Source organism: Paraburkholderia sp. BR10954 (assembly GCF_040965775.1).
GTDB classification, from domain to species: Bacteria; Pseudomonadota; Gammaproteobacteria; order Burkholderiales; family Burkholderiaceae; genus Paraburkholderia; species Paraburkholderia youngii.
The window spans coordinates 24,098-36,776 of the sequence record NZ_JBFRCK010000025.1 but is presented as its reverse complement, the minus strand read 5'-3'; the positions used below and the strand labels follow the sequence as shown (position 1 = coordinate 36,776).

8 protein-coding genes and 1 pseudogene are annotated in these 12,679 nt (G+C 66.0%); 6 read left to right on the top strand and 3 right to left on the bottom strand.

The genetic code is table 11. The features are described 5' to 3' along the window. Positions 1-3 precede the first annotated feature (3 nt). Together AB4Y34_RS28330 and AB4Y34_RS28325 are read right to left on the bottom strand one after the other, a co-directional pair. Positions 4-945: pseudogene (locus AB4Y34_RS28330) on the bottom strand (sugar phosphate nucleotidyltransferase); the annotation flags it as partial. A gap of 117 nt (positions 946-1,062) precedes the next feature. Further along, positions 1,063-2,925, bottom strand: a complete 1,863-nt coding sequence (locus tag AB4Y34_RS28325; RefSeq protein WP_368717895.1) for an alpha/beta fold hydrolase — start codon at positions 2,923-2,925, stop codon at positions 1,063-1,065. 454 nt (positions 2,926-3,379) lie between these two features. Between AB4Y34_RS28325 and AB4Y34_RS28320 the strand changes: the two genes are divergently transcribed. Further along, a complete protein-coding gene (locus AB4Y34_RS28320; protein WP_368717894.1) occupies positions 3,380-4,849 on the top strand; it encodes an oligosaccharide flippase family protein in 1,470 nt (489 codons plus the stop codon). 9 nt (positions 4,850-4,858) lie between these two features. Here the strand turns inward: AB4Y34_RS28320 and AB4Y34_RS28315 are convergent, their stop codons facing one another. Then, the gene (locus tag AB4Y34_RS28315; RefSeq protein WP_176108731.1) at positions 4,859-5,392 is read right to left on the bottom strand and encodes a GNAT family N-acetyltransferase; all 534 of its coding nucleotides are present in this window, start codon (positions 5,390-5,392) and stop codon (positions 4,859-4,861) included. A 358-nt stretch (positions 5,393-5,750) separates the two neighbouring features. Here AB4Y34_RS28315 and AB4Y34_RS28310 point away from each other — a divergent pair, with 358 nt between their 5' ends. Genes AB4Y34_RS28310 through AB4Y34_RS28290 form a run of 5 tightly spaced genes read left to right on the top strand, consistent with a single transcriptional unit; the run spans position 5,751 to position 12,113 of the window. Beyond that, the gene (locus AB4Y34_RS28310) at positions 5,751-6,002 is read left to right on the top strand and encodes an acyl carrier protein (RefSeq protein WP_176119958.1); all 252 of its coding nucleotides are present in this window, start codon (positions 5,751-5,753) and stop codon (positions 6,000-6,002) included. After that, positions 5,999-7,306, top strand: coding sequence for an acyl-CoA dehydrogenase family protein (locus tag AB4Y34_RS28305; protein WP_368717893.1), 1,308 nt, complete (start codon positions 5,999-6,001; stop codon positions 7,304-7,306). Before AB4Y34_RS28310 ends, AB4Y34_RS28305 begins: the two co-directional genes overlap by 4 nt. Continuing rightward, positions 7,307-8,380, top strand: coding sequence for an amino acid--[acyl-carrier-protein] ligase (locus tag AB4Y34_RS28300; protein ID WP_368717892.1), 1,074 nt, complete (start codon positions 7,307-7,309; stop codon positions 8,378-8,380). Then, the gene (locus AB4Y34_RS28295; RefSeq protein WP_368717891.1) at positions 8,377-9,450 is read left to right on the top strand and encodes a DUF1839 family protein; all 1,074 of its coding nucleotides are present in this window, start codon (positions 8,377-8,379) and stop codon (positions 9,448-9,450) included. Before AB4Y34_RS28300 ends, AB4Y34_RS28295 begins: the two co-directional genes overlap by 4 nt. Positions 9,451-9,506: 56 nt before the next feature. Continuing rightward, positions 9,507-12,113, top strand: a complete 2,607-nt coding sequence (locus tag AB4Y34_RS28290) for a glycoside hydrolase family 2 protein (RefSeq protein ID WP_368717890.1) — start codon at positions 9,507-9,509, stop codon at positions 12,111-12,113. The last annotated feature ends 566 nt before the right edge of the window (positions 12,114-12,679 follow it).

The window sequence follows — 12,679 nt, the reverse complement described above, 5'->3', positions numbered from 1 at the left end:
GTCCGGCCAGCCCGCGCCGAGCGGTACCGTCACGCCGAGAAGACGCGCGTCGGTACCGATGCGCTCCATCACCGCATGGCCGACCGAGTCGGACGGACAGGCGGCGAACGCGTCGCGCGCGAGATGCACCGCGCCGGCATCGTCGATGCTCGCGCCCGCGAATGCGTCCTTGCAGGCCGACGCGATCAGCGGACGGCACAAGCCGATCGCGTCGAGCCATACCGACGCGCGCACCACGAACATACCGCAGTTCCACCAGTACTCGCCCGCGGCGAAGTAGCGCTCGGCAAGCTCGACATCGGGCTTCTCGACAAAGCGTCCGATCGTCCGCGCGCCCCGGTTGCCCAAGGGCGCGTCGGTGCGGATATAGCTGTAGCCGATCGCCGCGCGCTGCGGTGGCACCCCAAACGCGACGATCGCGCCGCGCGACGCATGCGCGAGCGCCTCGTTGAGCGCCGCACCGAATGCAGTGTGATCGGCGCTCGGATGATCGGTGGGCAGCACGACCAGGATCGGATCGTCGCCAGCCACAGCCGACGCGCGCGCGGCGAGCGCCGCGACGCTCAGCGCCGGCGCGGTGTTGCGCGCCATCGGTTCGAGCAGCAAGCGCGCAGGCTTGCGGTACCGCCGCTCGACTCGCTCTAGCGCAGGCAGCCGCGGCTCGTCGCGGCAGACCACCAGCGGCGCGGCGGACGGCCTGGTACGGGCCGCGTCGTGCGCGGCCGAGTCGAATGCATCGTCGGCCCAACGCAGCGTCGCTTCGAGCAGCGAGCGGTCGTCCATCGGACCGGCCAGCCGCTTCGAATTGCGTTCGCGCGACAGCGGCCACGGCCTCGTACCGGAGTCGCCCACGAGAATCACCGGTTGCACGGTCAGTTCGTGAAGCGCGGCTGCGGCTCGAGCCCCCGGCGCCAGCGGATTACCTGGCTCTACTATTCGGTTCATTTGCGATCCTCTCGAATCCAACTCCTGTTCACCGGCCGGCATGACGCCAGCAGGTGCCTCGTGGTCGCAATCGTTTCTGGTCGTACGCGCGTGCCCCTCTGTCCGCCGCGTGTTCCCCTATGCTTCTCCGAACGGACGCAACGCCCCCGGGCCGCGATGCTCACCGTGTTCCGGGTGCTGCCTGTGCAGTTCGCCGTCGAGCGCGGCGCTGTCGGGCTGACGCAGCTTCGTGAAGCCGCCGCGATAGACGTTCTCGACGTAAGACATGATGTTTTCCTGCGCCACCGACGACAGGACCGCGTGATCGGTGTGCTTGCAAAAGGCCACGTGAATGCGCGTGAAGCGCGCGAGCCGCGTGCCGCGCGCACCGAAGTAGCGCTCGAGCTCCTCGACGCCTTCGTCGAGCACACCGAACACCAGGTGCGTGTCGACGCCCCGCGCATCGAGGTTGGCGAACAGATGCCGCTCATCCCGCGCGCCGAGTTCGAGGCCGCACAACCGCTCGATCCGGTCGGCCAGCGTTTCGCCGGTCTTCGCGAGCTGCCGTACCACCAGCTCGCGCACGAGGCCCCAGCCGCCCGTCTTGCCCTTGAGCACGCGCAGCCATTTGCCCGGCTGCTTCATCGAGCGCATGTAGTTGCGCGTCGACCCGAACGCGGACACCGGGATCATCGGCTTGCCGTGTTCGTCGCAGACGTTGTGCCATCTGAACTTCTGTACGTTGACGATCACCGCGCCCACCACCGCGGGTTCGCGCATCGCGGCATGCAGGCCGGTATAGGCGCCCGAGCAGATGCCGACCGGCACCGCGCCCGCATGACCGCGCGCGACGAGCCAGCGCGATGCGCATGCGGCGTCGGCGGCGCTCGATTGCGAGTACAGCGCGTCGAGGCTCAGCGTGTCGCACGACGGCATGCTGTCGCCGACACCGCCGACGTCGATGCGCAGCGAAGCAATCCCCTGGCGGGCAAGACGCCGCGCGAAATGTACGCCGAAACGCCCGTTGCCGACCCGCGACACCGCGCCGGTATTGAGCAGCAGCACCGCCGGCGCGTGCGCCGCCGCGGCGCCGTCGGGCCGGCAGTAGATGCCGAACACCTTGCCGTCGTTCAGCCATACCGGCGTCTCGTGCAGCGTCGGCGCGACATAATGGCCGCCCGCCGGCTCTTCGCCTCGCTCGGGCACGCGCGCTACCGCGTGGCCGGTTCGCGTGCTGCCCGCGAGCAGCCAGTTCTCGATGGTCTCGAACGCGGCGTGCGGTATTTCGCTTTCGAGCGGCTCCATCATGAAGCTGCTGTATTCGTCGAACGGGTGACGCTCGAGCTCGACGCCATGTTCACTGTAATGCGCGGCGAGCGCACCGGTGCGCACAGGGTTCAGTGAATCGAGCAGCAGCACGCGCGCGGCCGGCCGGCTCGTCGCGCGATACAGATCCGCCGTGTAGAGGCTCTCCAGCGTGTCGCGATACATGCGGAAGCCGTACGCTTCGACGAACTCGTCGGTATCGGGTTCGACCACGCAATCCATCGCGGCCGGATCGTTCAGCCACTGCCGGTAATGCGCGCGCAATTCGCGCTGATAAGTCTTGCCCGACAGCACCGGCGACATCAGCACGAGACCGTGCACATCGCCGAGTTCCTGCGCGGCAAGCGCGGCCAGCATGCCGCCAAGACGCAGACCGCACAAGCTGACCCGCTCGACACCGGTCGCCGCGCGCAGCTGCGCGACCGCCTGTTTGACGCTGTCGATCCACGCGCGCCACAGGCCGGCGTCGGTCGGATCGCCGGCCGAATCGCCGCTCGCCGGGTAGTCGAAGCGCAGCACCGGTATGCCGCGGGCGGCGAGGCGCTCGGCGAGCCGGCGCATGCCGCGATACGTGCACAGCGTGTCATAGCCAAACGGGGAACACATCACAACGCCATCCGGGCCGTGGGCTGCATGCAACCAGCCGAAGTTGCCGTCGAAGACGATGGGTCTCACTGTCCGCTCCTTACGTTTTCTTCCTTTTCATGTGATTACAACAAAGGCGCTGTCGCCCATATGTGCGTCCCTCCACATTGGTTTGGGCTCCGAATCGAGCTGGGCTCGCGTGTGTCGATGAGCATGCTGTGCAGTGCAGCATGCCCCGCGCATGGACCGAAACGCGGCTGATCGCGTCGTTCATGAGCTGTATTGAATGCCGGCGGCTGCGGTGCGCGTGCCCCGAGCATCAGGTGAAGGAGAAGGTGCGGGCGCGCCCGTGCGCGACGCCAAGGCTCGTGGCCAACCACCACGCGACCCTATGACCATTGCCATTTAACTCCCTCCGATCGCGGCCATCTGTACGGCCACCCACACAGCCACGCGGCGCCTGGGGGCAAGATGCAAGACCTGCGACGGCGCCGACGGGAAACTCATACGATAGGCTCGCCCGTCACCGGCCGGACAAGGGACCATGGAACGAAGCATCGTCAGGAACATCTTCATCAACTTCGCCGGAGCCGTCGCGCCGACCTTCGTGTCCCTCGTGACCGTGCCGGCCTACATTCATCTGCTGGGCGCCGAGCGCTATGGGGTGATCAATCTGGTGTGGGCGCTGATCGGCTACTTCAGCGTCCTCGATCTGGGCACCAGCCTCGCGACGGAAAACCAGATCGCCAAGGCGCGCGCGACCAACGACGATTCGATCGAACCGATTTTCTGGAGTGCGTGGTTCATGAATCTCGGCACCGGCATCATCGGCGGGGCGCTGATTTATGGCGGCACCATCGTCTACATCACCTACGGCGTAAAAATCGAGCCGGCGTTCCAGCATGAAGTGATGGCGAGCCTGCCGTGGATCGCGGTCGCGGTGCCGATCACGAACGTCACGTGGGTATTCGCGGGCGCGATTACCGGCGTCGAATGCTTCGCGAGCTACAACATCAACCAGATGCTCGGCACCGCGCTGTTCCAGTTGCTGCCGATCGCGGCGATCTTCTGCTTTTCGCCGTCGCTGGCGTTCGTGATTCCGGCCGCGGTGATCGCGCGCTTCATCGCCGGCCTGATGCTCGGCGTGGCCGCCATTCGCGCGCTCGGCATTCGCCGGATGCGGCTGCCGCAATGGCGCGTGATGATCGGGCTGTTCCGCTACGGCCGTTGGCTGCTGATGTTTTCCGGCGCCAACATGATTGCCTCGACCCTCGACCGCGTGTTCGTCGGCGGACTGCTTGGCGCGCGCTTCGTCACCTACTACGCGACGCCGCAAAACCTGATCAATCGATTGAACCTGCTGCCGCTCGCGATGGTGCGCACGCTCTTTCCGCGTCTGTCGGCCGCGTCGCGCGAGGATGCGGACGCGCTCGCGCACCATGCGCTCGCGTTTCTCAATGGCGCTTTTACGCCGTGCGTGATCGTCGCGCTGTTCGCCTTGAAGCCGTTCCTGCTGCTGTGGCTCGGTCCCCAGCTTGCCGCCTCGGCGCCGGTCGCGAGCGTGCTGATCGTCGGCGTGTGGCTGAGCGGCCAGTCGAGCATCCTCGGCAGCCTGTTGCAGGCGCAGACCCATCCCGCGGCGGTAGCAAGCGTCAGCTGGCTTCAGTTGCCGTTCTTCACCGGCGCGTTGTGGTGCGGCATCCACTGGTTCGGCATCATGGGCGCGGCGGTCGTCGTCGTGCTGAAGGCGCTGTTCGATTACTCGGTGTTGCTCGCCTTCTCACGGCTGCATGCGTGGACGATCGTGCGCAACATGCTCGCGCATCTGGCGTTTCTGCTAGTCGCGCTCGCGCTCGCGGATTCGATCAACACGCTGCTGCTGGCGATCGTCGCTGCGCTCGCGTTGAGCGCAGCGAACTTCGGCATATCGCTGCGCGGGTCCAGCGAATTGCGCGCCGCGCTTTACCGGCTCTGGCTGCGTCTCGTGCCGTCGTCCGGACGGGCACGAGGCTGAGCCCCGGCATCACAACAGTTCGAACGTGTTGGCGAACGATGCGCCGGCGCGCTCGCGCCGCCGCTGCCCGAAGCGCGCCTGAGCGCCGCGCACCTGACGCGTGAGACCGATGTAGGGCATTCCGTGTTCGAGGTACGGCCCCTCCGTTTTGCGAAAGCCGAACTGCTCGTAGAACCCGCGCAAGCCAAGCGGCGCACTCACGCGCGTGGCGCGGCCCGGCCAGCGTTCGGCGACCGCTTCGAGCACGCGCTCGATCAGCATCTCGGCGGTACCGTCGCCGCGCCGCAGCGGACTCGTCAGCACCTTGTCGATCGTCACTTCCGGATCTTCCGAATCGCCGGGCTGCACCCGCGCATAGGCGAGCACCGGCATTGGACGTGCCATGTCGTCGACCGCGAACACATGCAAAGCGTGCTCGTCGCGACCGTCCGCGTCGAGGCACACATGTGACTGCTCGACGACGAATACCGCACTGCGCGCACGCAGCACGACATACAACTCACGTGCAGATAGCTGATCGAACTCCAGCGTTTTCCAGTTCATCACGCCCCCGGCGGTCAAAATACCTGGCGAAACCGGCGATGCCTGCCGTGCGACGGCCGGCCGATCCATGACGGTCCCTCATCATCGACTACACGGTAGCCTGCGCGAAAGACGTGCTTCCGTGCGCCATCGCACTGACGCTCGGGGTTGCCGATTCTTAAATACGAGCCAATGAAGCGCAGTCTCACCACGTGCCCGGTATCGCAGATGGCTTCACACAGCCCGCCTGCATCACCGCACCGCACCATCGCGCACACACACTGCGGTCTTCGCACCGCACGAACCTACCTACGAAAATCAGGCGCCCACGATCATTCGATCCCGGCACCCGACCTTTGACCATAAGGGGGAGAACTGCATGAAAACAGCATTGAGACGCATCCTTTCAGAATCCGCACGCCTGGATGTCCCGGTGGAAAACCTCGCCGACGACGCCGACCTCTATGCTGCCGGACTCTCATCGCTCGCGACCGTGCATCTGATGCTTGCCATGGAAGACGAATTCAACGTCGAAATTCCTGACCGTATGCTGACACGCCGCCTGTTCTCGAGCATCGACTCGATGGCCGCCGCGATGACGGAGTTGCTGCAGGCCAAGGCGGCAGCATGAGCGCGCCGCTGCTGGATCAGGCCGCCGCGGCGGCCTGCGGGGCGGCCGGGAACTCGACTACCGACGCACGGACCGGTGCTGGCGAGAGCCCCGCAACCGGGGCGCTGACCGCGCTCGACAGCGGTCCCGAATGGCGTGCTGCAGCGCATCGGTGCGCGGCGATCGCCGCGCAATACGCGGACGCTGTCGACCGTGACGCGCGCTTTCCGGTCGAGGCGTTCGACGCGCTGAAGGCCGAGCGTTTGCTATCGGCCATGGTGCCGACCGCCTACGGTGGCGCGGGCCTGTCGCTTGCCGATATCGGCGCGATCTGCGAAACGCTCGCCCAGGGCTGTGCATCGACGGCGATGATCTATGCGATGCATCAGATTCAGGTCGCGTGCATCGACTCTCATCGCGGCAATTCGGCCTGGCAAGCGAGCCTGCTCGCGCAACTGGCCGAGCAGCAATGGCTGCTCGCGTCGGCGACATCTGAAGAGACGATCGGCGGCAACATGCGTACCAGCGCGTGCTCGGTCGAGCTCGATGGCGCGCGTTTCCGGATCGAGAAGCTAGCACCGACGATCTCGTACGGCGCGCACGCCGACGGCATCCTCGTGACCGCGCGGCGCACCGCCGAAGCGTCCGCGTCCGACCAGGTGCTGATCGTCGCGCTGCGCGCCGAAACGCAGCTCGAGCGACGCGGCGGCTGGGACGCGATGGGCATGCGCGGCACCTGCAGCGAGGGCTTCCGGCTCGTCGCGACGGGACTCGCCGAACAGATTCTTGCGACGCCGTTCGCCGACATCGCCGATCAGACCATGCTGCCCGTGTCGCACACGCTGTGGGCGTCGGTGTGGACCGGCATCGCGATCGATGCGGTCAATCGCGCAAAAGCGTTCTTCCGCGCGCAGGCGCGCGCGAAGCCCGGCACCATGCCGCCGGCGGGCCTGCGGCTTGCCGAAGCCGTCGGGCTGCTGCAGATGATGCAGGCGCGTCTGTCGGTTGCACTGGAGGCCGCGCGCGCCGCGCATCAGGCGCGCGAGGGCGCGATCGAGGCGGACGCCCCGCTCGCGGCGATGCTCGGTTTCGCGTCGGACATGAACACGCTGAAGACCAGCATTTCGAGCACCGCGCTGCAGGTGGTACAGGAAGTGCTGATGATCTGCGGCATGGCGGGCTACAAGAACGGCACGCCCTATAGCGTCGGCCGCCATCTGCGCGACCTGCACTCGGCGCCCTTGATGATCAATAACGACCGTATCGCGCAGAACACCGCGAGTCTGCTGCTCGCGCAACGTCCTGCCGCGCCGGGGAGACCCTGAATGAAGCTGATGACCGATACCGCCGCTGCTGCCACTGCCGCGGCGGCCCCCGCCACCGACGTGGGGCCTTCGCTCACGCTGCGCGACGAGATGCTGGCAGCCGGCCTGCTGATCGACACCGGCGAAAACGGACTGTATGGCCGCAGCCAGATTTTCGAGGACGTGATCGATCGATTGAACGTGGCGATTACGCATCTCGGCAAAGATCAGCAAGCCGAAGTGCTGCGTTTTCCGCCCGCGATGCGCCGCACCGACTTCGAGGACAGCGAGTACCTGAAGAGCTTTCCGAATCTCGCGGGCACCATCCATGCGTTCTGCGGCGACGACATGGGCCATCACCGTCTGCTGCGCGCGCTCGACGAGGCGATGGCCGACGGCGACGACGACCGCGGCGACGCGTGGCTAGCGCAACAGAAACCGACGCGCGTCGTGCTGACGCCGGCCGCCTGCTATCCGATCTATCCGGTGATGGCGCGGCGCGGCCCCCTGCCCGCCGGCGGCCGCACGATCGACGTGCTGTCGTACTGCTTTCGCCATGAGCCGTCGCTCGATCCGGGCCGGATGCAAATGTTCCGTCAACGCGAATACGTGCGTCTCGGCAGCCCCGAGCAGGTGATGGCGTTCCGGCAGATGTGGATCGAGCGCGGCTCGTTGCTCGTGAAGCTGCTGCGCTTGCCCGTCGAAGTCGATCTTGCGAACGATCCGTTCTTCGGCCGCGGCGGCAAGATCGTCGCCGATAGCCAGCGCGCGCAGGCGCTCAAGTTCGAGTTGCTGATCGCGGTCGCCGATCCGCGCGGCAAGACGGCCTGCCTGTCGTTCAACTATCACATGGACCACTTCGGCGCGATCTGGAAGATCGCCTGCGACAACGGCACGACCGCGCATACTGGTTGTGTCGGCTTCGGCATGGAACGCATCACGCTCGCGCTGTTCCGTCATCATGGGCTCGACGTCGACGCGTGGCCCGACGACGTGCGCGCGCTGCTGTGGGGCGATACCGGGAGCCGCGTCGCGGATGCGCTGCAGGCGGCGCAATCTATGCAAACCGCAGCCGTCGCCGGAGAGCGCGCATGAACTCATCGCCGACTTGGGCGCTTGCCGGCTCGCTCGCCGACTCGTCGCTGCCGCGACGCGCAGGCGATCCGCCGACGCATCAGGAGACCCACGCGGCGCCCCGTGCCGGCACGCGGCCGCGCGAGCACGTAGCGCACGCATTGCATCAGGGCGAACGCGTGTGGCAGGAGACCAACTGCTACGTCGATCTGTGGATAGAACTGCTGCACGGCTTCGGGCTCGATCCGCGCGCGGCGCTCGCGTTCACGGTCACGCAGGATTTCGAAGGCGATCAGTTCACGTTCTTCAAGTTTCCGCTGGATGATCTCGAACGGCTGTATGGCACCCAGGTGCAGGAGCTCGCGATCTACGATTCGCTCGAAGAACGCGTGCTCACGCAGACATTGCGCGGCCACACCGTGCTGGTCGAAGTCGACGGCTACTACCTGCCCGATACGCGCGCGACCTCGTATCGCAGCGAGCATCCGAAGACCACGATCGGCATCGACTTCGTCGATACCGCCGCGCGCCGCCTCGGCTATTTCCACAACACCGGCTACCACCAGCTCGAAGGCGACGACTACGACGGCGTGTTTCGCAAGCTGCCGCATTTCACCGGCCAGCCCGATCTGCTGTTTCCGTACGTTGAGTTCGCCAAGCAGGCGCGGCCCGCGCTCGAAGGCACCGCGCTCGCGGAGGCGTCGGCGGAACTGCTGTGCGCGCATCTGGAGCGGCGTCCATTGAGCAATCCGATTTCGCAATGGCGTGCCGCGTTTCCCGCGCATCTCGATACGCTGTTCGGGCGCGACGAGGCGTACTTCCATTTGTACTCGTTCTATCTGATGCGGCAGCTCGGTGCGAACTTCGAGTTTCTGTCGAAGTATCTGCAGTGGCTGTGCGCGCAGGGCTTCGAGATGCCGCCGACGATACCGGCCGCCGCGCAGCGCATCGCGTCGGAATCGATGGTGATGCAGTTCCGGCTGATTCGCGCGCTCGCGCGGGGTCGCCGCGATAGCTGCGAAGACTGCTTCGACGTGCTTGAAAGCGCCTATGAACAAACGCTGCCGCCGCTAGCCGCTCTGGTGCGCTAATGCGTTGATGCGTTGATGCGCGTGCCTCCCGCCGCGCGGTTTTCCGGGAATTGACCGTGGATGTATCGACACTCGATCCGGCGGCTGACGAGAGCGGCGCCGGCCGTCCGCGCGCGGACGGCGCGCTCTCCCTATGGCCGCAACGGCTCGACACCGGCTGGGCTTGTCTGAGCACCCCACCCAACGCCTATGCGTCACCGGCCGATCTGCCCGCGCAAGGCTGGCTCGCCGCGCCCGTGCCCGGCACCGTCGCGAGCGCGCGGCGCGCCGCCGGTCTGCTCGATGTCGATCACCCGCCACCGCTCGCGTTCGACGATCACTGGTATCGCGTCACGCTGATCGGCACCGGTCGGCGCCGCCTCCGCTTTCATGGACTCGCGACGCTCGCGCAAGTGTGGCTCGACGATGTGAAGCGGCTCGATTGCGCATCGATGTTCATCGCCCATGATGTGGATATCGAACTGAATGGCCGTGCGACGCTCGTGCTGTGCTTTCGCTCACTGACGCCGGCGCTGGCGGCCAAACGCTCGCGTGCGCGCTGGCGGCCACGCCTCGTGTCGCCGCCGACGCTTCGCAACGTGCGCACCACGCTGCTCGGCCACATGCCCGGCTGGTGTCCGTCGATCCAGGCGGTCGGGCCGTGGCGTCCAGTCGAGATGCTCGGCGACGCGCCGCACGCATTCGACACGATTGATCTGACCAGCCGGCTCGAGCACGACGATGGGGTCGTTTCGTTGACGTTACGTTTCGTACACCCCCACGACGCCGCCTGCCGCGCGACACTTGCGTGCGGCAACCATGTTTCGTGTTTGCAATGGCACGATGCATATACACTCACCGGCGACGTGCGCGTGCCCGATGCGAAACGCTGGTGGCCGCACACGCACGGACAGCCTGCTTTATATCCTCTGACGTTGCAACTCGCCGACGGCAACGTGATCAGCCAGTCTCTAGGCTCGATCGGCTTTCGTCTTATCGAAGTGGATCGCGGCGCCGATGCTGCGGGCTTTACCTTGCGCGTGAATGAGGTGCCCGTGTTCTGTCGCGGCGCGTGCTGGACCAGCGCCGATCTCGTCACGCTAGCAGGCACCGAAGCGCAGTTGCGCCATACCTTCGAGCTCGCGCGCGCCGCCGGCATGAACATGCTGCGCGTCGGCGGCACGATGCTCTATGAATCAGATCTGTTTTATGCGCTCGCCGATGAGTACGGCCTGCTGATCTGGCAGGACTTCGCGCTGGCGAATTTCGACTACCCGAACGATGCCGCATTCAGCGCACTGATCGAGCGCGAAGCGAGCCAGTTCCTGATCCGCACGCGTCGCTTCGCGTCGCTCGCGGTGCTGTGCGGGGGCAGCGAGGTCGACCAGCAGGCGGCGATGTTCGGACTGCCCGCGGCGCGGCGCGCGCAACCGTTGTTTACCGAGCTGCTGCCCGCACTCGTCGCGCGCGAACGCGCGGACGTGCCCTATGTCAGCAATTCGCCATCGGGTGGCGCGTGGCCGTTTTCGACTAACGAGGGCGTCACGCACTACTACGGCGTCGGCGCGTATCAGCGGCCGCTCGCCGACGTGCGGCGCGCACAGGTGCGCTTCGCCGCCGAATGCCTGGCATTCGCCAACGTCCCCGACGACGCGACGCTGCGCGGCGCGCTCGGCACGATCCACACGCACGACCCGCGCTGGAAAGCCGCCGTGCCGCGCGATGCTGGCGCGGGCTGGGATTTCGACGACGTGCGCGATCACTATCTGCAGGCGCTTTACGGCGTCGAGCCGGCGCGCTTGCGCTATGAAGACACGGCGCGCTATCTGGATCTGTCGCGCGCGGTGGTTGCCGATCTGATCAGCGACGTGTTCGCCGAGTGGCGGCGCGCGGGCTCACCGTGCGGCGGCGGCCTCGTGTGGCAGTTGCAGGATCTGCGCGCGGGCGCGGGCTGGGGCGTGATCGACGCGACGGGACGGCCGAAAAGCGCGCTGCACGGCTTCGCGCAGACACTGCAGCCGTTGCAGGTCACGCTGACCGACGAAGGCCTGAACGGCCTCGATATCCATCTGATCAACGAGCGCGCGCAAACGTTTAGCGGCGAAATCGAACTGGTCTGTCTGCGCGACGGCAGCGTGAAGGTCACGTCCGCGCGCAGCGCGCTGACGCTTGCGCCGCGCAGCCTGCAACGCATCAGCGCGGCCGCGCTGCTCGGCCAGTTCTTCGATCTGACGCATGCGTACCGCTTCGGCCCGCGTGCGCACGATGTCACGATTGCAACGCTATACGATGCCGCGACCGGCGAGATCGTGTCCGAGGCGTTTCATCTGCCCGAGCGTAGCGTGCACGCGCGAGATGACCTCGGTATGACCGTTCAGGTCGAACGTCGTGGCGACGGCAACGGCTGGCAGCTCGCGATCGAAACGAAGCGCTTTGCGCGCTTCGTTCATATCACTGATCCGCACTATCGCGCGACGCGCGACTGGTTCCATCTCGCGCCGAACCGGCGCTGTATCGTGCCGCTGCTTCCGCTCGAACCGCTGTTGCCGACCGCGTTCGCCGCGTCGCCGCAAGAAGTCGTTGCTCCTGCATCAAACGCGGCCTTTAAAGTGGATGAAACAAGCGCGGCGCCACAAGGGGAAGTCCGCGCGATCAATGCGCTTTCCGCCATCTTTTACGGTTAGTGGTGGTTCCGAACTAGTCGCAGGCCCGCGAGGCGCGCCAAAGCCCGCTTCGCACCTCTCGAACTGTCTGCTCCGCGCAGCCACTGTTGGCTCGAACGCGACTGTTAGCGGCTCTGAAAGGCTTCGCGTGCGACAGCGTACGCACTTCATTTAACACTTCTGAATCATTTCCGACACTTTAGGTCGAGCGCTTCAAAACGTGCATGCGGCGCCAGGTTCAAATCTGAGACAGCTTCGACAGCCCTGCTGTTTTTGGCCGTGAAGCCTTTGATATCAAGGGATTCCCCGAAACCCCAAGCTTTCATACGATGCATTCCCCATCCGGAGGGGGTGTGCAGAACTGAAACAAAAAGCCGCTTTTCCCCTCCCGTCGCACTGCAGTTTTGTTCGCTGCGCCGCATCAGCACACGTTTTCCCTGATGTTGGCACGGTCCTCGCTATTACCTTCACGCAACAGAGTGCCACCGCACACGAGCGCAACAACAGAGGCGGCGGCAGACAGGCCTATAACGGGGCCGGTGCTGGTCATCCTAGCTGCCCGCCGGGCAGCCCTGTCCCGAGGATGC

Excerpts from the sequence above, each read along its gene's own strand:
- AB4Y34_RS28320 (WP_368717894.1), top strand. The coding sequence starts at position 3,380 with ATGGAACGAAGCATCGTCAGGAACATCTTCATCAACTTCGCCGGAGCC.
- AB4Y34_RS28315 (WP_176108731.1), bottom strand. The coding sequence starts at position 5,392 with ATGAACTGGAAAACGCTGGAGTTCGATCAGCTATCTGCACGTGAGTTG.
- AB4Y34_RS28310 (WP_176119958.1), top strand. The coding sequence starts at position 5,751 with ATGAAAACAGCATTGAGACGCATCCTTTCAGAATCCGCACGCCTGGAT.
- AB4Y34_RS28305 (WP_368717893.1), top strand. The coding sequence starts at position 5,999 with ATGAGCGCGCCGCTGCTGGATCAGGCCGCCGCGGCGGCCTGCGGGGCG.
- AB4Y34_RS28300 (WP_368717892.1), top strand. The coding sequence starts at position 7,307 with ATGAAGCTGATGACCGATACCGCCGCTGCTGCCACTGCCGCGGCGGCC.
- AB4Y34_RS28295 (WP_368717891.1), top strand. The coding sequence starts at position 8,377 with ATGAACTCATCGCCGACTTGGGCGCTTGCCGGCTCGCTCGCCGACTCG.